Genomic DNA, 21,919 nt, shown 5'->3' on the forward strand with positions numbered 1-21,919 from the left:
CATGCCGAGTGCTCTCCCGATCGCCGATCCCGCACCAGCGGACGGGCTGCTCTCGCCCGCGGCGTCCGCGGGTGACGTCCCGTTCGGCGTCTACGTGCACGTGCCGTTCTGCCGCGTGCGGTGCGGCTACTGCGACTTCAACACCTACACGGCGTCCGAGCTGCGCGGGGTCCGGCGGGACGACTACGCCGGGCACGCCGTGCAGGAGATCCGCTTCGCGGCGGACGTCCTCGACCGCTCCGGCGTCCCGCGGCGACCGGCGTCGACGGTGTTCTTCGGCGGGGGGACGCCGACGATGCTGCCGGCGTCCGACCTCGTGATGATCCTGCGGGCGATCGACGACACCTGGGGCATCCTGCCCGGGGCCGAGGTGACGACCGAGGCGAACCCGGACTCCGTCGACGAGTCGTCCCTGGCGACGCTGCGCGCCGGTGGGTTCACCCGTGTGAGCTACGGCATGCAGTCCGCGGTGCCGCACGTGCTCGCGACGCTCGACCGGACGCACGACCCCGAGCGCGTGCCGCTCGTCGTGGACGCCGCGAAGCAGCAGGGGCTCGACGTCTCGCTCGACCTCATCTACTCGACGCCGGGCGAGTCCCTCGACGACTGGCGCACCTCGCTGGACGCGGCCCTGGCGTGTGCGCCCGACCACGTCTCGGCGTACTCGCTCATCGTCGAGGACGGCACCGCGATGGGTCGGATGGTCGCACGCGGCGAGCTGCCGGCGCCGGACGACGACCTCGCTGCGGACATGTACGAGCTGGCCGACCAGGTCCTCGGCGACGCCGGGTACTCCTGGTACGAGGTCTCGAACTGGTCCCGCGGCGACCACCACGCGAGCCGGCACAACCTGTCCTACTGGAAGGGCCACGACTGGTGGGGCGTCGGCCCGGGCGCGCACTCCGCGGTCGCCGGGACCCGCTGGTGGAACGTGAAGCACCCGGCCGCGTACGCGAACCGGGTGCTGCAGGGCGAGTCGCCCGCGGCGGGCCGCGAGACCCTCGACGACGAGACCCGGTACGTCGAGCGCGTGCTGCTCGCGGCGCGGGTCCGCGGTGAGCTGGCGACGAGCGAGCTGGGCCAGGAGGCACGGGGCCGCGTCGCCGGCCTCATCGCACGTGGTCTCGTGGACGGGTCGGCCGCGGTGCGGGGACGGATCGAGTTGACCCTGCGGGGTCGCCTGCTCGCGGACGCGGTGGTCCGCGAGCTGCTCGACTGAGCTACTGCTTGATGAACTCGATCGAGAGCGGGTAGCGGTAGAACTGCCCGCGGTTGGCGGCGACGGCGGCCATGATCCCGAAGATGATCGTCAGGATCCCGATCACCGGCAGGAGCACCGCGCCGATCAGCACGATGGTCAAGAGGCCCGCGGCGACGTAGGCGATCGCCATCGTGATGTGGAAGTTCAGCGCCACGCGCGTGTGCTCGCGGATGAAGCCGCCGCGATCGCGCAGGACGAGGTAGGCCACGAGCGGCGCGACGAAGTTGAAGAAGATCCCGCCGATGTGCGTGAGCGTGGCCCAGAGGCGCTGGTCCTCGGGCGACATCGGCTGGGGCGGCTGGTACCCGCCCGGGAACTGGGGGCCACCGGGCTGCTGTCCGTAGGTCATGCCGGAAGCGTACTGGCAGGCGTGTGGAGAAGTCCCGGTCCGTCGGTGGTCGGGCGTAGGATCAGCAGTCGACACGTCCGAGTGCCAGATCGAGTGGAAGGGGTCCGGGTGGTCAGCGAACGCAGCCTCGAGGTCCTCAAGGCCATCGTGCGGGACTACGTCGCGTCGCGCGAGCCGGTCGGTTCGAAGACGATCGTCGAGCGGCACGCCTTCGGGGTCAGCGCCGCCACGATCCGGAACGACATGGCCCAGCTCGAGGACGAGCAGCTCATCGCGGCACCGCACACCTCGTCCGGTCGCGTCCCCACCGACAAGGGGTACCGCGTCTTCGTCGACCACCTCGCCGGCGCGCGGCCGCTGTCCAGCGCCCAGCGGCACGCGATCGAGACGTTCCTCGGGGCGCCGAACGACCTCGACGAGGTCCTCGGCCGCACGGTCCGGCTGCTCAGCCAGCTCACGAACCAGGTCGCCCTCGTGCAGTACCCCTCGATGGTGCGCGCGCGTGTGCAGCACATCGAGCTCGTCCGCCTCGGCGACAACCGCCTGATGGTCGTGCTCATCACCGACACCGCCCGGGTCGAGCAGCGCGTCGTCGAGACCGACGTGGCGCTCGACGAGGGCTCGCTCACCGAGCTCCGCACGGTGGTGAACGGCGCCGGCGTCGGGCTGCTGCTGCAGGACGTCTCGACGGCGCTCCGCGCGGTGCCGCAGCAGATCCGCCCCGACGCCCAACCGCTCGCCGGGGTCGTCGTCGCGACGCTCATCGAGCAGGTCGCCGCCAACCGGCAGGACCGCCTGGTGATGGCCGGTGCGGCGAACCTCGCCAAGAGCGAGCAGGACTTCTCGGGCGGGCTCTTCCCCGTGCTCGAGGCGATCGAGGAACAGGTGACCCTGCTCCGCCTGTTCGGTGAGATGCAGATCGACGACGGCGTCGCGGCGCGCATCGGCGTGGAGAACGCCGAGTACGGGCTCGACGCGACGAGCATCGTCGCCGGCGGGTACCTGGCCGGCGGCGAACTCGCCCGGCTCGGCGTGCTCGGGCCGACGCGGATGGACTACGGCACGAACATGGCCGCCGTGCGCGCCGTCGCACGGTACCTGTCCAAACTCCTGGGTGAACATTGACCAGGTGCCCACGCGCCTGAGCGAGCCGGTCCCGACGGGGCGACCCGCGCCTCCAGGCCCACCGACGACCACCAGAACCGCGGCGACCGCCGCACCCGACCGACCGAACCGAACCGACTGAGGGATACGTGGCAGACCACTACGACGTCCTCGGCGTCCAGAAGGACGCCTCCGATGCCGACATCAAGAAGGCGTACCGCCGTCTGGCGCGCGAACTGCACCCGGACGTGAACCCGAGCCCCGACGCGGCCGAGCGTTTCAAGGACGTCACGCACGCGTACGACGTGCTGAGCGACCCCGAGCAGCGCCGCCGGTACGACGCCGGGCCCCAGGCCGACAGCCCCTTCGGTGGCGGAGCCGGCGGGTTCAGCGACATCTTCGACGCGTTCTTCGGTGGCGGTGGTGGCGGCGGTCGTGGCAACGGCCCGCGCAGCCGTGCCGAGCGCGGACAGGACGCCCTGCTCCGCATCGACGTCGACCTCGACGAGGTCGTCTTCGGCACCCACAAGGACGTCGAGGTCGACACCGCGGTGCTGTGCGAGACGTGCGGCGGTTCCTGCTGTGCGCCGGGCACGAGCCCGCAGACGTGCGACATCTGCGGCGGCACCGGCCACATCCAGCGCCAGGTCCGCTCGCTCCTCGGCAACGTCGTGACGAGCGCACCCTGCGGCACCTGCCGCGGGTACGGCACCGTCATCCCGAACCCGTGCCCCACGTGCCAGGGCCAGGGACGCGTCCGCGCCCGCCGCACGGTGCCGGTCGACGTCCCCGCCGGCGTCGACTCCGGGCTCCGCCTGCAGATGCCCGGCCAGGGCGAGGTCGGCCCGGCCGGCGGCCCCTCCGGTGACCTCTACCTCGAGATCCGGGTGCGCCACCACGACGTGTTCAGCCGCGACGGGGACGACCTGCTCGCCACGCTCGAGGTCGCGATGACCGACGCCGTGCTCGGGACGACCGCGACGATCGACGGGCTCGACGGCCCGGTCGAGCTCGAGGTCCGGCCGGGTGTGCAGAGCGCCGACGTCCTCGTGATCAAGGACCGCGGCATCACGAAGCTCCGGGGCAACGGTCGCGGCGACCTCCGGGTCGGTGTGCAGGTCGTGACGCCGACGAAGCTCTCGCACAAGGAACGGCAGCTCGTCGAGCAGCTCGCGAAGTCGCACAAGGCCGCGAAGCCGCAGCTCGCCCGCTTCCAGCAGGGCATGTTCGGCAAGCTCCGCGACCGGTTCTTCAACTTCTGATGGCGTCGCTCTACCTCGTCGGGTCGCTCGACGGCGTCACGGTCGGCGACACCGTCCCGCTCGACGGGGCGGAGGGACGCCACGCCGTCACGGTCGCCCGGGTCCGGGTGGGGGAGACGGTGCGCCTGTCCGACGGTCGTGGCACCGTCGTGACCGGGGCCGTGGCCGCGCTCGGGCGGGACACGCTCTCCTTGGCGGTGTCCACGGTCGCCGTCGACGACGCACCCACACCGACGCTCACGCTCGTGCAGGCGCTCGCGAAGGGCGGTCGCGACGAGATGGCGGTGCAGGCGGCGACCGAGATCGGTGTCGACCGGATCGTGCCGTGGTCGGCGGCCCGCAGCGTCTCCCGCTGGGACGGCGCGAAGGTCGAGAAGGGCCGCGCACGCTGGACGGCGATCGCGCACGAGGCGTCGAAGCAGGCGATCCGTTCCCGGGTGCCCGTCGTCGACGCGCCGGTGACGACCGGGCAGCTCGCGGCTCCGGCTCCCGGTGCGGCCGACGGTGCTCGCGCCGTCCTCGTGCTGGACCCGGTCGGCGACGTCCGGCTCTCCGAGTGGGAACCGCCGAGCGACGTCGCCGAGATCGTGCTCGTCGTCGGACCCGAGGGCGGCATCGACGGTTCCGAGTTCGACCGGCTGGTGGCCGCCGGCGCCGTCCGGGTCCGCCTCGGCGACACGGTGCTCCGGACGTCCACCGCCGGCCCGGCCGCGCTCGCGGTCCTCCAGACGCGGCTCGGTCGCTGGTAGCGCCCGGATCGGGAAGGCGTGGCGTCGGTACCGCGTTCTACGATGGAGCCATGAGCACCAGCACGCCCAGCATCTTCTCCCGGATCATCGCGCGCGAGATCCCGGCGACCGTCGTCGCCGAGGACGACCGCGTGATCGCCATCGAGGACATCGCGCCGAAGGCACCCGTCCACGTGCTCGTCATCCCCAAGACCGAGCAGTACCGGAACGTCACCGAGCTCGCAGCCGGTGACCCGGACCTCCTCGCCCACCTGGTCGCCACCGCGCAGCGAATCGCCGACGAGCGCGCCGGCGGCCAGTACCGACTCGTCTTCAACACCGGCGAAGCCGCCGGTCAGACCGTGTTCCACGTGCACGCGCACGTACTCGCAGGTGAACTGCAGGAAGGCACCCTTGCCGGCTAACGAACCAGCACCCACCCCGGCCGACCCGACGGAAGTGTCGGCCTCGATCCAGGTCGACGGCATCGCCATGGTGCAGCTGCTCGGCCCACAGGACCGGCTGCTCAAGACCGTCGAACGCCAGTACCCCGGCGTCCGCGTGCTCGTGCGCGGCAACGAGGTCACGCTGACCGGTCCCGAACGCGACGTCACGCGCGCGCACGCCCTCGTCGACGAGCTCGTCGGCATGGTGAAGCGCGGGCAGGACATCGGGCCCTCCGACATCCCCGTCTCCGCGAAGCTCCTCGACGAGGACCGCAAGCCGTCCGACACCTTCGGCACGCCGATCGTGTCGAGCCGCGGCAAGTCCGTGCGGCCGAAGACCGACGGGCAGCGGGCCTACGTCGACGCCATCGACGAGCACACGATCACGTTCGGCATCGGCCCCGCCGGTACCGGCAAGACGTACCTGGCGATGGCGAAGGCCGTCCAGGCGCTCCAGCGGCGCGAGGTCACCCGGATCATCCTGACGCGCCCCGCGGTCGAGGCCGGCGAGCGGCTCGGCTTCCTGCCGGGCACCCTCACCGACAAGATCGACCCGTACCTGCGCCCGCTCTACGACGCGCTCAACGAGATGATGGACCCCGAGCTGGTCCCGAAGCTCCTGGCCGCCGGCACGGTCGAGGTGGCCCCGCTGGCGTACATGCGCGGACGCACGCTGAACGACTCGTTCGTGGTCCTCGACGAGGCGCAGAACACGACGCCCGAGCAGATGAAGATGTTCCTGACGCGGCTCGGGTTCGGCTCGAAGATGGTCGTCACGGGTGACATCACCCAGGTCGACCTGCCGGGCAACCTGTCCGGGCTCCGACTCGTCACGCGCATCCTCGGCGAGGTCGACGACATCCACTTCGCCCGCCTCGGCAGCGAGGACGTCGTCCGCCACACGCTCGTCGGACGGATCGTGGACGCCTACACCGTCTACGACGAGGAACGCCTCGCCGAGCAGTCCGGGTACCGCCCGGGCGGGCGGGGCAGCGCCGCCACGCCGAACCCCGCCGGTGCGAACCGCGCCGAGCGACGGGGGCGTCCGCCGCAGGACCGCCAGCGCTCCCCGTACCCCCAGAACGACTCCCGAGGAGGGAACCGGTGAGCATCGAGCTCAACAACGAGTCCGGCGTCGAGGTCGACGAGGCAGCCATCCAGCGCCTCGCCGCCTTCGCGCTCGACGCGCTCCACGTCCACGCCGATGCGGAGCTCGCGATCGTGCTCGTCGACGAGGGCGCGATGGAGCAGCTGCACGTCCGGTGGATGGACGAACCCGGGCCGACCGACGTCCTGAGCTTCCCGATGGACGAACTCCGTCCGGGCACCGAGGACGACCCGACACCCGCAGGCCTGCTCGGCGACATCGTGCTCTGCCCGCAGGTGGCCGAGGAACAGGCGAAGACCGCCGGGCACTCGAGCACCGACGAGATGCTCCTGCTGACCTGCCACGGCATCCTGCACCTGCTCGGGTTCGACCACGCCGAGCCGGACGAGAAGGCGGAGATGTTCGGGCTGCAGGGCGAGATCCTCACGGCCTTCGCCGCCCAGCGTCGCGGGCGGTGAGCTGATGCTGCTCGTCGTCGGCCTGCTGGCGGTGGCGTTCGTGCTGGTCGTCGTCGGTGGCCTGCTCGCCGCGTCCGACGCCGCGCTCTCCGTCCTGTCCCGCGCCGACCTCGACGAGATCGCGCGGGAGAGCAAGCACCGCCGCGCCATCGAGGCGGTCGGCGACGACGTCGGGGCGCACGTCAACGCGCTCAACTTCTTCCGGGTGCTCGCCGAGACCGCCGCCGCCGTGCTCGTCACGATCGCGCTCGTGATGGTCTTCGACACGTGGTGGGTCGCGCTCATCGTGGCCGCCGCGATCATGACCGCGGTGTCGTTCGTGCTCGTCGGGTCCAGCCCGCGCAGCGTCGGTCGCGCGCACGCCGAACGGCTCATCGCGACCACGGGCGGGCTCGTCCGGGCCGTGCGCATCGTGCTCGGTCCGCTCGCCGGCCTGCTCGTGGCGATCGGCGACCGCGTCACGCCCGGGCGCGGGGGCAGTGCGTCGACGGTGTCGAGCGAGGAACAGCTGCTGTCGCTCGTCGACGAGGCCACCGAGAGCAACGTCCTCGAGCAGGACGACCGCGAGCTCATCCACTCGGTCTTCGAGTTCAGCGACACCCTCGTGCGCGAGGTGATGGTGCCGCGCACCGACATGCTCACCGTCGACGGGTCGGACACCCTCGCGAGCGGCATGGAGCAGTTCCTCGCCGCGGGCGTCTCCCGCATGCCCGTCACCGGCAAGGGCAGCGACGACGTGCTCGGGGTCCTCTACCTGCGCGACGTGGCGCGCGCCCTGTACGAGCGCCCGGGGTCCGGTACCAAGCGGGTCACGACGCTCCTCCGCCCGGCAGAGTTCGTGCCGGAGTCGAAGGCCGCCGACGACACCCTGCGCCACATGCAGGTCGCGAAGAACCACCTCGTGCTCGTCGTCGACGAGTACGGCGGCGTCGCCGGGCTCGTCACGATGGAAGACCTCATCGAGGAGCTCGTCGGGGACATCTCGGACGAGTACGACCGCGCCGTGGTCGACCGGGTCGAGGTCGAGCCGGGCGTCTGGCGGATCTCCGCCCGACTGCCGATCGACGACCTCGGCGACCTGTTCGGCATCGAGCTCGAGGACGACGACGTCGACACCGCCGGCGGCCTGCTCACCAAGGAGCTCGGCCACCTGGCGATCAGCGGCGACAGCGTCACCGTGTCCGGCGTCGTGCTCACGGCCGACCGGGTCGAGGGCAAGCGCCGCCACCTCATCACCGTGCTCGCCGAGCGCACGCCCGGACTCGCGGACGTCGAGGACGCCTTCGACGACGCAGCATCCACCACGACGGGAACCACGCACGCATGACCGACACCACGCCAGCCACCGCCGGACCGACCGAGCCGTACCGTGCCGGGTTCGTCTCGTTCGTGGGGCGCCCGAACGTCGGGAAGTCCACGCTGACGAACGCACTCGTCGGCGAGAAGGTCGCGATCACCTCGTCGAAGCCGCAGACCACCCGCCGCGCCATCCGCGGGATCGTGCACCGGCCGAACGGGCAGGTCATCATCGTCGACACCCCCGGCGTGCACCGACCGCGCACCCTGCTCGGCGAGCGGCTGAACGACCTCGTGCAGTCCACCCTCGGGGACGTCGACGTCATCGGGCTCTGCGTCCCGGCGAACGAGCCGATCGGCCCCGGCGACCGGTTCATCAACGACACGCTGGACCAGTACCCGCGTGCGAAGAAGGTCGCCATCGTCACGAAGATCGACCGGGCCGCCAAGGACAAGGTCGGGGAGCAACTGCTCGCGGTGTCGAAGCTGCGCGAGTGGGACGCCATCGTGCCGACCTCGGGCACGAGGGGACTGCAGCTCGAGGACCTGCTCGGCGTGATCACGTCGCTGCTGCCCGAGTCGCCCCAGCTCTACGACGACGCTGCGGTGACCGAGGAGACCGACGAGGAGCGGATCGGCGAACTCATCCGCGAAGCCGCGCTCGAGGGCGTGCGCGACGAGCTGCCGCACTCGCTCGCCGTCGTGATCGAGGACCTCGTCGAGCCCGACGAAGACGACGAACCGGACGGCCCGCTGCGCATCTTCGCGAACCTCTTCGTCGAGCGGGACAGCCAGAAGGCGATCGTCATCGGTCGCAAGGGGGAGCGCCTCAAGGACGTCGGGTCGCGGGCCCGTACCGAGATCGAGGCGCTGCTCGGCGGCCGCCACGTGTACCTCAACATCCGGGTGAAGGTCGCGAAGGAGTGGCAGCGCGACCCGAAGCAGCTCGGGCGACTGGGCTTCTGACCCGACCGTCTGCTGACGTCAACCTGGAGGCGGACGCGCACCGCGCCTCGTGGACGTACCGTGGGGTGGTGTTCCGTCCCATGCTGCGCGCGCAGGTGATCACCGACGTCGTGATCGCGGTCCTGCTGGGCGCGCTCGTGCTCGTCGTGACCGCTCGGGGATTGGACTCGCCGTTCGCGCTCCTGACGGTCCTCGGCATGACGGCCGCGCTGGCGCTCCGGCGCCTGTCGCCGGGGCTCGCGCTCGGTGTGGCGTGGGTGTTCGCCGTCCTCGAGATGGTCACCATGCAGATGCCCGACCTGTCGAACGCGTTCATCGCCGGGGTGGTGTACTCGACGAGCCGCTACGGCAGCCGGCGCGTCCGGCTGGCGGGCCTGGTGTCGTCGATCGTCGGTCCGGTGACGGCGGCCGTCTACCTCGGTCTCGACGACTACCGGCAGCGGCAGGGCATCGTGACGGCGACGACGCCCGAGCAGGAGTCGCTCAAGGTCGCGATCGCGTACTTCGCGATCGTGCTGCTGCTGCTCCTCCTGCCGTGGCTCGCCGGTCTCGTGCTCCGCACCCGGCGGTCGGCGAGCATGAGCCGAGAGGCCCAGCTCCTCGCCGAGCGCGACGCCGCACGGGCCGATCGCGCCGTCGCCGTGGAGCAGGAACGCGTCCGGATCGCCCGGGACATGCACGACATCGTCGCGCACTCGCTGGCGGTCGTGATCGCCCAGGCGGACGGCGCCCGGTACGCACTGAAGGCGGACCCGGCCATCGCCGACGAAGCGCTCGGGACGATCTCGAGCACCGCCCGCCGTGCCCTCGGCGACGTGCGCGAACTGCTCGGTGCGCTACGGCACGAGCAGGGCACCGCACCGACCCCGGAGATCGACGACATCGACCGGCTGATCGGCGAGATGCGTGGCGTCGGCCTCGACGTGCGGGTCGAGCGCGAGGGCGATTCGTCGGGCCTGCCGACCACGACGCAGCTCGCCGTCTACCGGATCGTCCAGGAAAGCCTGACGAACGCGTGGAAGCACGGCGAGCCGAACACCCCGGTGTGCGCGAACCTCACGTACCGGCCGGACACCGTCGAGATCACGGTCGTCAACCGGCGCGCCGACGACGGCACGCGCGGGCCCGGTACCGGACACGGGCTGGTGGGCATGCGCGAACGTGCCACCATGACCGGGGGGACGATGACCGCGGGACCGCGGGGCGACGACTTCGCGGTCGCGGTCCGGATGCCGTCCGTCCCCGCGAGCGGCCAGGTGCCGCGCGGGCTCGTCCCGACCACCCCCTCGACCCTCCAGGAGCGCACCGGCCGATGAACGACACCCCGATCCGCGTCGCGCTCGTCGACGACCAGGCCCTGTTCCGCACCGGCATCCGGATGCTCATCGACTCGCAGGCCGACCTGCAGTTCGTCGGCGAGGCCGGCGACGGTGCCGAGGGCGTGGAGCTCGTGCGGCGCGGGCGTCCCGACGTCGTGCTCATGGACGTCCGCATGCCGGTGATGGACGGCATCACCGCCACCGCCCGGATCGTCGAGGACAGCGGGACCGACGGCGCGAAGGTGCTCGTGCTCACCACGTTCGACTTCGACGAGGCAGCGGCGAAGGCCATCCGAGCCGGTGCCAGCGGGTTCGTGCTGAAGGACGCCGACCCGGAGTTCCTGCTCGCGGCGATCCGCACGGTGCACGCCGGCACCGCGGTGTTCGCGGCGTCGGCGACCCGTGAGCTCCTCCGCCGATACGAGGACACGAGCGAGCAGGTGGCGTCGGTGCCGGCCGCGTTCGCCGACCTGACGCCGCGGGAACGGGAGATCTTCGACCTGGCGGCGCGGGGCTTCAGCAACAGCGAGATCGCGCAGCACGAGTACGTGAGTGAGGCGACCGTGAAGACGCACATCTCGCGCGTCCTGACCAAGCTCGAGCTGCGGGACCGGGTGCGGCTCGTGGTGTTCGCGCACGAGCACGGTCTGGTCGCGAAGGCCGACTGACCGCGGGATGTCCGGCTGCGCGCTGCGCGCTGCGCGCTGACGGTCCGTCATCCGCCAGGATGACTTCTCCCCAGGCAGCGGAGCCGAGCGGACGATCCACAGGAGCCGCTGGGTCGACGCGGGGCGTGCCTCCTGGCCGTCATCGTGGAGTCATGACCACGAGCAGCACACCGATCATCCGTCTTGACCGCGTTTCGAAGCACTACGGCGATGCCGTGCGGCGGGTGACGGCGTTGGACGATGTGAGCGTCGACATCGGTGCGGGGGAGTTCACGGCGGTGATGGGTCCGTCGGGTTCGGGGAAGTCGACGTTGATGCACGTCGCGGCGGGGCTCGACCAGGTGTCGTCGGGTCGGATCTGGATCGACGGGGTGGACGTCACGGGGTTGGGTGACAGGGAGTTGACGGAGTTGCGGCGTCGTCGGTTGGGGTTCGTGTTCCAGTCGTTCAACCTGGTGCCGACGTTGGACGTGGGGGAGAACATCCGGTTGCCGTTCCTGCTGGGTGGGCACAAGGTGTCGCGTGAGGAGTCGGCGTGGATCGATCGTCTCGTGGAGATGCTGGGGTTGGGGGATCGGTTGTCGCATCGTCCGCACCAGTTGTCGGGTGGGCAGCAGCAGCGGGTGGCGATCGCGCGGGCGTTGGCGTCGCGGCCGGCGGTGGTGGTCGCGGACGAGCCGACGGGGGCGTTGGATTCGCGGACGGGTCGTGATGTGTTGCAGATCTTGCGGGGTGCGGTGTCGGAGTGGGGGCAGAGCGTGGTGATGGTGACGCATGATCCGGTGGCTGCGGCGAATGCTGATCGGATCCTGTTCCTGGCGGATGGTCGTGTGGTGGGGGATCGTCCGGCGATGGATGCTGCGGCGATCTCGACCACGATGCTCGGCATGGAGACCGCAGCGTGAACGGCGTCCGCGCGTTCGCCCCGACCGTCCTCGTCGCGGCGCTCGGCACCACCTTCGGGTCGGCACTGGTCATCGCGCCGGGGATCGTCACCGAGGCCCTGGCGGTCTCCGGTCTCTCCGAGCTCGGCCCGGTGAAGGCGATCCTCTCGGTCGTCGGGTGGCTCTTCCTCGGCATCGCCCTCTACGTCGGTGCGATCGTCACGGCGAACACCTGCGCCACGCTCATCGCCGGGCAGACCCGCACCATCGCGCTGCAGCGGCTCGTCGGGGCGACCGGCGCCTCGTTGCGTGCACGGATCACCCGGACCGGCCTCGTCGTCGGGGTACTCGGCGGTCTGATCGGGGCGGTCGTCGGCACGGGGCTCAGTGCGCTCTTCGTCGTCGTGCTGCGGGGCAACGGGTTCCTGCCGGACACCGCGTACACGATCGTGCCGTGGGAGCTCGTGCTCCCGGTCGTGGCGGTCGTCCTCGCGACCTGGGGTGCGTTCGCAGCCGGTTCGCGGCGGGTGCTCACCGTGACCCCGCTCGAGGCGCTCTCGGCGAGCGTCGAACCGAGTCACGACGACGTCCGCTCAGGGACCGCTCGGAAGGTCTGGGCGATCGTGCTGATGGTGGCGGGCGGCCTGCTCCTGCTCGTCGGGCTGCTCGCCAGCGGGCTCTCGCCCATCGCGGTCCTGCCGGCAGCGCTCGGGGGCTTCGTCTCCTTCGCCGGGGTGGCCGTCGGTGCGACGATCGTGATGCCGCCCGTGCTGCAGCTCATCGGACGCATCGGGGCCCGTGACCCCGTCGTGCTGCTCGCCGGCCGCAACGCCATGCGCGCACCCGGCCGGTCCGCACGGGCGACCATCGGGCTCGTCATCGGCGTCACCCTGCTCGTCACCTTCGCCGTGGCGCTCGGGATCATGCAGCACGTGCTCGGTGCCCAGCTGCAGGCCATGGACCAGGGGCAGATGACGAAGGAGATGCTCGAGGGGCAGCGTGACTTCTTCGTCCAGCTGAACGCCGTCGTGAGCGTCATCGTCGGGTTCTCCGCCGTGATCGCCGCGGTGGGGGTCGTGAACGCGCTCGCCCTCGGGGTGCTGCAGCGCCGCCGGGAGCTCGGGCTGCTGCGGGTGCTCGGGCTGACCGGGGCGCAGGTCCGACGGATGATCGTCACCGAGGCCGTCCAGATGGTCGTCGCAGCCGTCGTCACCGGGCTCGTGCTCGGCACCTTCTACGGGTGGGTCGGTGGGCAGACGTTGCTCGGTTCGCTCGGCTTCGCGACGACGCCGGTGCTGCCGCCGCTGACGGTGGGGATCGTGGTCGTGGGGGCGTTGGTCCTCGCGGTGGTCGCGACGATCGCGCCGGTGCGGCGTGCGATGCGGGTGCCGCCGACGGAGGCGCTGGCGGTCGACTGAGACGTCGCACGCTCCTGATCAACCGATCGGATGACGCGGCGTCTGCCCGATATTGAAATACTGGACGCATGGACATGCAACCGATCATCCGTCTTGACCGCGTTTCGAAGCACTACGGCGATGCCGTGCGGCGGGTGACGGCGTTGGACGATGTGAGCGTCGACATCGGTGCGGGGGAGTTCACGGCGGTGATGGGTCCGTCGGGTTCGGGGAAGTCGACGTTGATGCACGTCGCGGCGGGGCTCGACCAGGTGTCGTCGGGTCGGATCTGGATCGACGGGGTGGACGTCACGGGGTTGGGTGACAGGGAGTTGACGGAGTTGCGGCGTCGTCGGTTGGGGTTCGTGTTCCAGTCGTTCAACCTGGTGCCGACGTTGGACGTGGGGGAGAACATCCGGTTGCCGTTCCTGCTGGGTGGGCACAAGGTGTCGCGTGAGGAGTCGGCGTGGATCGATCGTCTCGTGGAGATGCTGGGGTTGGGGGATCGGTTGTCGCATCGTCCGCACCAGTTGTCGGGTGGGCAGCAGCAGCGGGTGGCGATCGCGCGGGCGTTGGCGTCGCGGCCGGCGGTGGTGGTCGCGGACGAGCCGACGGGGGCGTTGGATTCGCGGACGGGTCGTGATGTGTTGCAGATCTTGCGGGGTGCGGTGTCGGAGTGGGGGCAGAGCGTGGTGATGGTGACGCATGATCCGGTGGCTGCGGCGAATGCTGATCGGATCCTGTTCCTGGCGGATGGTCGTGTGGTGGGGGATCGTCCGGCGATGGATGCTGCGGCGATCTCGACCACGATGCTCGGCATGGAGACCGCAGCGTGAACGGGCAGCACCGTGCGCGCCGCTCCCGCCGGTGGTCCGTCCCGACACGAGCGCTCGCGGACAACGGCGGTTCGGTCGTCGTCGCCGTCCTCGCCGGGACCTTCGGTGGAGTGGTCGTCGCGGCTGCCGAGCTCGCAGGGCGGATCCTCGACGCGGGAGCGCGCACCGGCCAGAGCGGCACCGTCGCAGTCCTCCTCCCGCTGGCGGCGTGGGTCTTCTTCGGCGTCGCACTCTCCGTCGCGTCGGTCGTCACGGTGAACACGTGCGGGACCGCGATGGCAGGTCGGACCCGGGTGCTCGCACTCGAGCGACTGCTGGGCGCTTCGGCGTCCCTGCTCCGCCGACGGCTGACCCGCGACGGCGCGGTCGTCGGGATCGTCGGGGCGTTGGCCGGGGTGCTCCTTGCGCTCGCCCTGGCGAACGTGGGGGTCGTCGTGGCGGCGTCGACCGGCATCGTCGAGGACTCGAGTCCGATGGTGCCCCTGCAGTCCCTCGTCGTGTGGGTGACGGTCGCGGGCGCCGTGGTCATTGCGTTCCGGATCGGGTCCCGTCGGGTGCTCTCGCTCGCGCCCCTGCAGGCGCTGGGGTCGACGGTCGAGTCCGAGGTCTCAGCACGCACGAGTCCGTGGCGCACGGCGGTCGCGGTGGTCCTCTTCCTCGGGGGCTGGATCGGTGTCGCCGGCTCGATCGTCCTCGGAGCGACGTCGTACCTCGCCGTGCTGCTCGCCGTCGCGGCGGGGGCGGTCTCGTTCTCCGGGCTGGTGCTCGGGTCGCCGGTCGTCCTGCCGCCCGTCCTCCGACTCGTGGCCGCGGTCGGCCGGTTCCCGATGGCGATGCTCGCGGGCCGCAACGCCCTGCGGTCGCCGGCGCGCGCCTCCCGGGCCGCCGTCGGGCTCCTCATCGCGGTCACCCTCGTCGTGACGTTCTCGGTCGGGCTCGCCACCTACGAGGCCATGCTCGTCCGACAGGTCGACGGGGACCCGGTCTACTACCGCGGCATCCACGATCAGTTCGTCGCGCTCTCGACGATGTTCACCGTGCTGATCGGTGGTGCCGGCGTGATCGCGGCGGCGGGTGTGGTGAACGTTTCGTCGATGACCGTCGCACAACGCAGGCAGGAGTTCGGACTGCTTCGAACGCTCGGTGCGACCCGGCGTCAGGTGGCCGTGATGGTCACGGTCGAGACGGTGGTCATGGTGACGGTGGCGCTGGTCCTCGGCGTGCTCCTCGGTGTCGGCTACGGCTGGGCCGGCGCGTACTCGATCCTCGGGACGACACAGGGAGCAGCGCTGATCGCGCCCGTTTTCCCACTCTCGGCCGTCGCGGTGGTCGTGATCGGGACGCTCGCGGTCGCGCTCTGGTCGGTGCTCGGTCCGGTGCGGCGTGCGATGCGGGTGCCGCCGACGGAGGCGCTGGCGGTCGACTGACCCGTCGCTCGCGGTCGTTCGGGTCGCTCGGGTCGCACGTTCGGTCGCTCGGGTCGGCCGAGGTCGCACGTTCGGTCGTTCGGGTCGGCCGAGGTCGCACGAAGTGTCGCTCGCGGCGCCTGCGGGCGACGGTTCGTGCGACCTCGTCGCGCGGGCCGCGGCATGTCGTGCGACCTCGGCGCCCCGTTCGCCGGGTGCGGGTCGTGCGACCGCGGCGTCCGTGCGACCTCGACGCCCTGGCCGCGGCACCCGTGCGACCTCAATGCCCCGCGGCGGCTCGGTCTGTCACACGGACCGCCGCCGGTGCTACCGTGGACCCGATGTACTCGGCGCTCCTCCTCCTTCGCTGCCGCGACGAGGCCTGACACAACGGCCCACCTCGTCGCGGAGTCCGTCGTGGCCTGACCCACACCTGACGACGAAAGCGACGAAACGATGCAGAACACCCAGCGCCCCTCCGGGATGCCGATCCACAAGTACGTCCCGTTCCACGAGCAGATCCGTGTCGACCTCCCGGACCGCACCTGGCCGACGAAGCGCATCGACGAGGCGCCGCGGTGGTGCGCGGTCGACCTGCGCGACGGCAACCAGGCCCTGATCGACCCGATGGACTCCGAGCGCAAGCGCGCCATGTTCGACCTGCTCGTCCGGATGGGCTACAAGGAGATCGAGGTCGGGTTCCCGAGCGCCTCGCAGACCGACTTCGACTTCGTCCGCTCGCTCATCGACGAGGGCGCCATCCCCGACGACGTCACGATCCAGGTGCTGACCCAGGCGCGCGAGCACCTCATCAACCGCACGTACGAGGCGATCGACGGCGCGAAGCAGGCCATCGTGCACCTGTACAACTCGACGTCGATCGTCCAGCGCGAGGTCGTGTTCCGCACCGACGTGCAGGGCGTCGTCGACATCGCGGTGTCCGGTGCGAAGCTGTGCCGTGCGGCCGAGGCGACCCTGCAGCACGACACGAAGGTGTTCTACGAGTACTCGCCCGAGTCGTACACGGGCACCGAGCTCGAGGTCGCGGTCCAGATCTGCAACGCCGTGCTCGAGGTCTTCGAGCCGACGCCCGACCGCAAGGTGATCATCAACCTGCCGGCGACCGTCGAGATGGCGACGCCGAACGTCTACGCCGACTCCATCGAGTGGATGTCCCGCAACCTGGCCCACCGCGAGGACGTCATCCTCTCCCTGCACCCCCACAACGACCGTGGCACCGCCGTCGCGGCCGCGGAGCTCGGGTACATGGCCGGCGCCGACCGCATCGAGGGCTGCCTGTTCGGCAACGGTGAGCGCACCGGCAACGTCGACCTGGTCGCACTCGGCATGAACCTGTTCACGCAGGGGATCGACCCCGAGATCGACTTCTCGGACATCGACCAGATCAAGCGCACGGTCGAGTACTGCAACCAGCTGCCGGTGCCGGAGCGCCAGCCGTGGGCGGGCGACCTCGTGTACACGGCGTTCAGCGGCTCGCACCAGGACGCCATCAACAAGGGCTTCGAGGCCATGAAGGCCAAGGCTGCGGCCGCTGGCAAGGACATCGACGAGATCGAGTGGGCGGTGCCGTACCTGCCCGTCGACCCGAAGGACATCGGCCGCTCGTACGAGGCAGTCATCCGCGTCAACTCCCAGTCCGGCAAGGGCGGCGTCGCCTACCTGCTCAAGACGGACCACTCGATCGACCTGCCCCGCAAGCTGCAGATCGAGTTCTCCGGTGTCGTGCAGCAGCGCACCGACGCCGAGGGCGGCGAGTTCTCGTCCGAGCGCATCTGGGACCTCTTCCGCGACGAGTACCTGCCCGCGGCCGACGAGTCCGACAAGTGGGGCCGCTACGAAATCACGAAGACGGCGACGTCGAGCGACTTCGACGGCACGACGAAGCTCTCGGTCGCACTGCGCGTCGACGACGGTTCGATCACGTCCGACGCCGTCGGGACGGGCCCGATCGACGCGTTCCTCACGGTCATGCGGGAACAGGGCGTCGATGTGACGCTCTACGACTACTCGGAGCACACGATGAGCGCCTCCGGTGACGCGCAGGCCGCGTCCTACGTCGAGCTCGACGTCGACGGCGTCCGACTGTGGGGCGTCGGGATCGACGCCGACATCGCCACCGCGTCGCTCAAGGCGATCGTCTCGGCGGTCAACCGCGCGGTGCGCGCGGGGGCTGCGTCCGGCGCGTCGGAGCTGGTCTCGGCGTAACGCGTTCCGTCCAGGAGGCGCGGTGCGGGTCCGACCCGCACCGCGCCTCCTGTGCGTGGTCGCGCTGGTGCGTGCGTGCTTACGTGCGTGCGTGCGTGCGTGCGTGCGCGCCGCGGGCGGGACGTTTCTGTCCCGCTCGGCGGTGGCGAGCGCCGCCTTCCGCCCGCTCGGCGGACGTGAGCGGCGTGTCGCGCCCGCTCGACCCCCGCGCGCTCGACGCCCGCCTGATCGCGCGCCGCGAACGCTCGCGCGCCGCGAGCCGCGCGGCGCGCAGCGTCGGTGGCGCGGGGGATACTGGACCAATGCCGCTGTACCGGGACGAGTGCGTCGTGTTGCGCACCCACAAGCTCGGTGAAGCCGACCGCATCGTCACGATGCTGAGCCGGCAGCACGGCAAGATCCGGGCGGTGGCGAAGGGCGTCCGGCGGACCGCGTCGAAGTTCGGGTCCCGGCTCGAGCCGTTCATGGTCGTCGACGCCCAGTTCTACGAGGGCCGCTCGCTCGACATCGTCACCCAGGCCGAGTCGCTCGGTTCGTACGGCGCGCAGATCGTCGCCGACTACGGGGCCTACACCGCCGCCAGCGCGATGGTCGAGACCGCCGACCGCCTGAGCGAGGCCGACGCCGGACTGCAGCAGTACCTGCTCCTCGTCGGGGCCCTCCGGTCGCTGGCGCGGGGCGAGCACGTGACGAGTGCGACGCTCGACTCGTACCTGTTGCGCGCGATGAGCATCGCGGGCTGGGCGCCGTCGTTCCGCGACTGCGCGGTCACCGGCGAGCCCGGGCCGCACTCGGCGTTCGTCGTGCAGCTCGGCGGCGTGGTGGCGGACCACGCGGCTCCGCCGGGGACACCGCGGCTCGACCCGGACACCCTGCAGCTCCTGGGCTCACTGCTCGCCGGCGACTGGCGCACGGTGGACGCGTCGGACGAGCGCACGCGCTCCCGGGCGTCCGGCGTGGTGGCGGCGTACGCCCAGTGGCACCTGGAACGATCGCTCCGGTCGCTGCCGCACGTCGACCGCACCGAGCACCCGTCCCCGGTCGCGCCGACACCGGGTGGTGTGCCCGCCGCGGTCGCCGCCACCCCGGCACCCACGCTGCCGGAGCCGCCGGACCCGTCCGGCAACGCGACCGGCAACGCGCCGGGCAACGTAACCGACCACGCGCCCGACCAGCCGTCCGACCACGGAGGAACCCCTGCATGAGCCCTCGCCGGTACGCCGAGTCCGAGCCGCTGAAGCCCGTCGACTGGACGGGTGAGCGCCCTCCGGCGATCCCGCTGCAGTTCGTCCCCGAGCACGTCGCGATCGTGATGGACGGCAACGGCCGCTGGGCGAACCAGCGCGGCCTCACCCGGGTCGAGGGGCACCGTGCGGGTGAGGCATCGCTCCTCGACGTTGTCGCCGGCGCCGTGCAGATCGGTGTCAAGCACGTCTCGGCGTACGCGTTCTCGACCGAGAACTGGAAGCGCTCACCCGACGAGGTCCGCTTCCTGATGGGCTTCAACCGCGAGGTCCTGCACCGCCGCCGCGACCAACTGAACGCGTGGGGCGTCCGGATCCGGTGGGCGGGACGGCGGCCGCGGCTCTGGCGCAGCGTGATCGACGAGCTGCAGACCGCCGAGCGCATGACCGCCGACAACGACGTCTGCACGCTGACGATGTGCGTCAACTACGGCGGTCGGAACGAGATCGTCGACGCGGTGCGGGGCATGGCCGAGGACGTCGCGGCCGGGCGCCTCAAGCCGAGCCAGGTCACCGAGAAGGCCCTCGCGAAGCGGCTGTACGTGCCGGAGCTGCCGGACGTCGACCTCTTCCTGCGGAGCTCGGGGGAGCAGCGGACGTCCAACTTCATGCTGTGGCAGTCGGCGTACGCCGAGATGGTGTTCCTCGACCGGCTGTGGCCGGACTTCCGTCGCACCGACCTGTGGGGAGCGATCGAGCAGTACGCGCGCCGCGATCGACGGTTCGGCGGGGCGGTGGACGCGCCGACGGCCTGACAGGAGGCGCGGGGCGGCGCCGACCCGCGCCTCCCGTCCGACGGTTCCCGGCTCGACCGAGCGCGCGCCTCCGGCTCAGCCGAGCAGGTGCGCCGCGCCGCGGACCGCGTCGAGCGCGGCGCGGACGCTCGGCACCCGGTCCGCACCCCGTGCCACCACCACCTCGACGCGCCGCGCGAGCTCGTCGCTCGCCGGCGTGATCGAGACGCCGGGCGGCACCACGGTGGTCGTGAGCGCGAGGCGGGGGAGCAGGGCCACACCGAGGCCCGCCGCGACCAACCCGACGACCGCCGCGGCGTTGTCCGTCTCGAGGACGATGTCCGGAGTGAAGCCGGAGGCGGCGCACGACGCGAGCAGGTGCCCTCGGCAGCGCGGGCACCCGCCGATCCATCGCGCCTCGCGGAAGGCGGCGAGGTCCGCCACCGCGTCGGCACCGTGCGCGGACCCGCTCAGTGCCGGGGCAGGCGTCACGAAGGCGAGCGGGTCGCGACCGAGCACCCGGGTCGTGAGCGTCGGGTCGGCGCCGACGTCGTCGCCCTGCAACGCGTGCGAGAACGTCAGCGCCACGTCGACCTCGCCGCGGCGGAGCAACTCGACGGCCTCCGGCGGTTCGGCCTCGACGTACGAGGTCACCACGCCCGGACTCGTGGCCGACATCGCGGCGAGCACCGGCGGCACGAGGGTCGACGACGCGCTCGGGAACCCGGCGATCCGCACCCGTCCGCGGGCGAGGCCGCCGACGGCGTCGAGGTCCTCCCGCGCGGCCGCGAGGGCCGCCTGCACGGCGAGGGCGTGGTCAGCGAGGACCCGTCCCGACTCGGTGAGCGTGACGCCGCGCGCTCCGCGGAGCACGAGCTCGTGGCCGGTCCGGCGTTCGGCGCGGGCGAGCAGCTGGCTCACCGCGGGCTGGCTGTACCCGAGGGCGGCGGCCGCGCGGCTGATCGAGCCGGCGTCACGGACGGCGCGCAGCACACGGAGGAGTTGGGGATCGAGGTCGTCCACAACGTCATGTTATGGGGGATCGAAGAAGCCTGCCCTGGTGTGATGGGCGACCCCGCGCCACCGTGGAGGCATGGACTCCTTCGTCGACGGCTCCGGCTACCTCGCTGCCTGCACCGCCGGACTCCCCACGCGCGGCACGCTCGCCGCCATGCGCGCCGACCTCGACGAGTGGGAGCACGCCGCGTCCACGCCGGTCGCGTACGGCGCGCTCGTCGAGGAGGGCCGCTCGCTCTTCGCGCGCATCGTCGGCGTCGACCGGGCCCGGGTCGCCACGGGGTCGCAGACCTCCGCCATGGTCGCGGTCGTCGCCGCTGCGCTGCCGGACGGCGCCGAGGTGGTCGTCCCCGACGGCGACTTCAGTTCGCTCGTGTTCCCGTTCCTCGCCCAGGCGCACCGGGGCGTCCGGGTCCGGAGCGTCCCGCTCGCCTCCCTCGTCGACGCGGTGCGGCCCGGGACGTCCCTCGTCGCCTGGTCCGCGGTGCAGTCGTCGAGCGGTGTCGTCACCGATCCGGAGCCGGTGCTCGAGGCGGCTCGGACCGTCGGCGCGCTCACGCTGTGCGACCTCACGCAGGCCGCCGGTGTGCTCCCGGTGGACGCGGCCCCGTTCGACGTGACCGTCACGCACGCGTACAAGTGGCTGTGTGCGCCGCGCGGGGTCGCCTTCTCGACGTTCTCGGACGCCGCGCTCGAACGGCTCCGCCCCGTGCAGGCCGGGTGGTACGCGGGCGCCGACGTGTGGGCGTCCTGCTACGGCCCCGCGATGCGGCTCGCCGACGACGCGCGTCGGTTCGACGTCTCGCCTGCGTGGCAGGCATGGCCGGGCGCGGTGGCTGCGCTCCGGCACGTCGCCGCGCTCGACGCGACGTCGTCCTGGAGGCACGCCACGCGTCTCACGGACCGGCTCGCCGACACGCTCGGGTCGCCTCGGAGCGGTCAGGCGATCACGACGTTCGCGGACGCGGACGGCGCGGCCCTCCGGGCCCTCGCGGCAGCCGGGATCACCGCGAGCGGGCGGGCCGGTCGGCTCCGGCTGGCGTTCCACCTCTGGAACGACGAGGACGACGTGACGCGCGTGGCGGACGCGCTGGGCGCGGTGGACGGCTTCAGACCGGAGGGGTGAGGCCCGTTCTCCACAGGCACCGCGCCTCCCGTCCGCCGAGGCCCGTGGGGCCGGTACGCTTGCCCGGTACGTTTCCGAACCGGG

The 21,919-nt window shown here is 71.6% G+C and carries 21 protein-coding genes; 19 read left to right on the top strand and 2 right to left on the bottom strand.

Features of this window, described 5'->3' with window-relative positions:
* Window position 1: 1 nt before the first annotated feature.
* The gene (gene hemW, locus J2X60_RS06350; protein WP_309886841.1) at window positions 2-1,219 is read left to right on the top strand and encodes a radical SAM family heme chaperone HemW; all 1,218 of its coding nucleotides are present in this window, start codon (window positions 2-4) and stop codon (window positions 1,217-1,219) included.
* 1 nt (window position 1,220) lies between these two features.
* Here hemW and J2X60_RS06355 read toward each other — a convergent pair whose 3' ends face one another.
* The gene (locus tag J2X60_RS06355) at window positions 1,221-1,610 is read right to left on the bottom strand and encodes a DUF4870 domain-containing protein (RefSeq protein ID WP_070418687.1); all 390 of its coding nucleotides are present in this window, start codon (window positions 1,608-1,610) and stop codon (window positions 1,221-1,223) included.
* A 108-nt stretch (window positions 1,611-1,718) separates the two neighbouring features.
* Here J2X60_RS06355 and hrcA point away from each other — a divergent pair, with 108 nt between their 5' ends.
* From hrcA to J2X60_RS06440, 17 genes are all read left to right on the top strand, one after another.
* Entirely contained in the window at window positions 1,719-2,735 is a 1,017-nt protein-coding gene (gene hrcA, locus J2X60_RS06360; protein ID WP_070418688.1) for a heat-inducible transcriptional repressor HrcA, read from the top strand.
* A 128-nt stretch (window positions 2,736-2,863) separates the two neighbouring features.
* Complete coding sequence (gene dnaJ, locus J2X60_RS06365; RefSeq protein ID WP_071294821.1) at window positions 2,864-3,976, top strand: molecular chaperone DnaJ; 1,113 nt, start codon at window positions 2,864-2,866, stop codon at window positions 3,974-3,976.
* A complete protein-coding gene (locus J2X60_RS06370; protein ID WP_309886842.1) occupies window positions 3,976-4,725 on the top strand; it encodes a 16S rRNA (uracil(1498)-N(3))-methyltransferase in 750 nt (249 codons plus the stop codon). Before dnaJ ends, J2X60_RS06370 begins: the two co-directional genes overlap by 1 nt.
* A 50-nt stretch (window positions 4,726-4,775) precedes the next feature.
* Window positions 4,776-5,129: a histidine triad nucleotide-binding protein gene (locus tag J2X60_RS06375; protein WP_070418691.1), complete on the top strand. Its 354-nt coding sequence runs from the start codon at window positions 4,776-4,778 to the stop codon at window positions 5,127-5,129.
* Window positions 5,119-6,258 carry a PhoH family protein gene (locus J2X60_RS06380; RefSeq protein ID WP_396127780.1) on the top strand — a complete coding sequence of 380 codons (1,140 nt, stop codon included), beginning with the start codon at window positions 5,119-5,121 and terminating at the stop codon, window positions 6,256-6,258. Before J2X60_RS06375 ends, J2X60_RS06380 begins: the two co-directional genes overlap by 11 nt.
* The gene (gene ybeY / locus J2X60_RS06385) at window positions 6,255-6,716 is read left to right on the top strand and encodes an rRNA maturation RNase YbeY (protein WP_070418693.1); all 462 of its coding nucleotides are present in this window, start codon (window positions 6,255-6,257) and stop codon (window positions 6,714-6,716) included. Before J2X60_RS06380 ends, ybeY begins: the two co-directional genes overlap by 4 nt.
* A gap of 4 nt (window positions 6,717-6,720) precedes the next feature.
* Window positions 6,721-8,043, top strand: coding sequence for a hemolysin family protein (locus J2X60_RS06390; protein ID WP_070418694.1), 1,323 nt, complete (start codon window positions 6,721-6,723; stop codon window positions 8,041-8,043).
* Window positions 8,040-8,978: a GTPase Era gene (gene era, locus J2X60_RS06395; protein WP_309886843.1), complete on the top strand. Its 939-nt coding sequence runs from the start codon at window positions 8,040-8,042 to the stop codon at window positions 8,976-8,978. Before J2X60_RS06390 ends, era begins: the two co-directional genes overlap by 4 nt.
* 68 nt (window positions 8,979-9,046) lie before the next feature.
* A complete protein-coding gene (locus J2X60_RS06400) occupies window positions 9,047-10,294 on the top strand; it encodes a histidine kinase (protein WP_309886844.1) in 1,248 nt (415 codons plus the stop codon).
* Window positions 10,291-10,965, top strand: coding sequence for a response regulator transcription factor (locus tag J2X60_RS06405; protein ID WP_309886845.1), 675 nt, complete (start codon window positions 10,291-10,293; stop codon window positions 10,963-10,965). Before J2X60_RS06400 ends, J2X60_RS06405 begins: the two co-directional genes overlap by 4 nt.
* Before the next feature lie 152 nt (window positions 10,966-11,117).
* On the top strand, window positions 11,118-11,870 hold the full coding sequence (locus tag J2X60_RS06410) for an ABC transporter ATP-binding protein (RefSeq protein ID WP_309886846.1): 753 nt from the start codon (window positions 11,118-11,120) through the stop codon (window positions 11,868-11,870).
* Entirely contained in the window at window positions 11,867-13,267 is a 1,401-nt protein-coding gene (locus J2X60_RS06415; protein WP_309886847.1) for an ABC transporter permease, read from the top strand. Before J2X60_RS06410 ends, J2X60_RS06415 begins: the two co-directional genes overlap by 4 nt.
* Window positions 13,268-13,341: 74 nt before the next feature.
* On the top strand, window positions 13,342-14,082 hold the full coding sequence (locus J2X60_RS06420; protein ID WP_309780427.1) for an ABC transporter ATP-binding protein: 741 nt from the start codon (window positions 13,342-13,344) through the stop codon (window positions 14,080-14,082).
* Window positions 14,079-15,509, top strand: a complete 1,431-nt coding sequence (locus tag J2X60_RS06425) for an ABC transporter permease (protein ID WP_309779313.1) — start codon at window positions 14,079-14,081, stop codon at window positions 15,507-15,509. Before J2X60_RS06420 ends, J2X60_RS06425 begins: the two co-directional genes overlap by 4 nt.
* A gap of 435 nt (window positions 15,510-15,944) precedes the next feature.
* Window positions 15,945-17,714, top strand: coding sequence for a 2-isopropylmalate synthase (gene leuA, locus J2X60_RS06430; protein ID WP_309886848.1), 1,770 nt, complete (start codon window positions 15,945-15,947; stop codon window positions 17,712-17,714).
* Window positions 17,715-18,016: 302 nt separating this feature from the next.
* On the top strand, window positions 18,017-18,919 hold the full coding sequence (gene recO, locus J2X60_RS06435) for a DNA repair protein RecO (protein ID WP_396127781.1): 903 nt from the start codon (window positions 18,017-18,019) through the stop codon (window positions 18,917-18,919).
* The gene (locus tag J2X60_RS06440; RefSeq protein WP_309886849.1) at window positions 18,916-19,713 is read left to right on the top strand and encodes an isoprenyl transferase; all 798 of its coding nucleotides are present in this window, start codon (window positions 18,916-18,918) and stop codon (window positions 19,711-19,713) included. Before recO ends, J2X60_RS06440 begins: the two co-directional genes overlap by 4 nt.
* Before the next feature lie 75 nt (window positions 19,714-19,788).
* Here J2X60_RS06440 and J2X60_RS06445 read toward each other — a convergent pair whose 3' ends face one another.
* Window positions 19,789-20,715 carry a LysR family transcriptional regulator gene (locus J2X60_RS06445; protein ID WP_309886850.1) on the bottom strand — a complete coding sequence of 309 codons (927 nt, stop codon included), beginning with the start codon at window positions 20,713-20,715 and terminating at the stop codon, window positions 19,789-19,791.
* Between the two features lie 70 nt (window positions 20,716-20,785).
* Here J2X60_RS06445 and J2X60_RS06450 point away from each other — a divergent pair, with 70 nt between their 5' ends.
* Window positions 20,786-21,835, top strand: coding sequence for an aminotransferase class V-fold PLP-dependent enzyme (locus tag J2X60_RS06450; protein WP_309779315.1), 1,050 nt, complete (start codon window positions 20,786-20,788; stop codon window positions 21,833-21,835).
* The last annotated feature ends 84 nt before the right edge of the window (window positions 21,836-21,919 follow it).

The sequence above is a fragment of the Curtobacterium sp. 320 genome (assembly GCF_031455235.1).
Classification (GTDB): Bacteria; Actinomycetota; Actinomycetes; order Actinomycetales; family Microbacteriaceae; genus Curtobacterium.

Excerpts from the sequence above, each read along its gene's own strand:
- J2X60_RS06405 (WP_309886845.1), top strand. The coding sequence starts at position 10,291 with ATGAACGACACCCCGATCCGCGTCGCGCTCGTCGACGACCAGGCCCTG.
- era (WP_309886843.1), top strand. The coding sequence starts at position 8,040 with ATGACCGACACCACGCCAGCCACCGCCGGACCGACCGAGCCGTACCGT.
- hemW (WP_309886841.1), top strand. The coding sequence starts at position 2 with ATGCCGAGTGCTCTCCCGATCGCCGATCCCGCACCAGCGGACGGGCTG.
- J2X60_RS06420 (WP_309780427.1), top strand. The coding sequence starts at position 13,342 with ATGCAACCGATCATCCGTCTTGACCGCGTTTCGAAGCACTACGGCGAT.
- J2X60_RS06440 (WP_309886849.1), top strand. The coding sequence starts at position 18,916 with ATGAGCCCTCGCCGGTACGCCGAGTCCGAGCCGCTGAAGCCCGTCGAC.
- J2X60_RS06410 (WP_309886846.1), top strand. The coding sequence starts at position 11,118 with ATGACCACGAGCAGCACACCGATCATCCGTCTTGACCGCGTTTCGAAG.
- J2X60_RS06375 (WP_070418691.1), top strand. The coding sequence starts at position 4,776 with ATGAGCACCAGCACGCCCAGCATCTTCTCCCGGATCATCGCGCGCGAG.
- J2X60_RS06450 (WP_309779315.1), top strand. The coding sequence starts at position 20,786 with ATGGACTCCTTCGTCGACGGCTCCGGCTACCTCGCTGCCTGCACCGCC.
- J2X60_RS06390 (WP_070418694.1), top strand. The coding sequence starts at position 6,721 with ATGCTGCTCGTCGTCGGCCTGCTGGCGGTGGCGTTCGTGCTGGTCGTC.
- leuA (WP_309886848.1), top strand. The coding sequence starts at position 15,945 with ATGCAGAACACCCAGCGCCCCTCCGGGATGCCGATCCACAAGTACGTC.
- J2X60_RS06355 (WP_070418687.1), bottom strand. The coding sequence starts at position 1,610 with ATGACCTACGGACAGCAGCCCGGTGGCCCCCAGTTCCCGGGCGGGTAC.
- recO (WP_396127781.1), top strand. The coding sequence starts at position 18,017 with ATGCCGCTGTACCGGGACGAGTGCGTCGTGTTGCGCACCCACAAGCTC.
- J2X60_RS06370 (WP_309886842.1), top strand. The coding sequence starts at position 3,976 with ATGGCGTCGCTCTACCTCGTCGGGTCGCTCGACGGCGTCACGGTCGGC.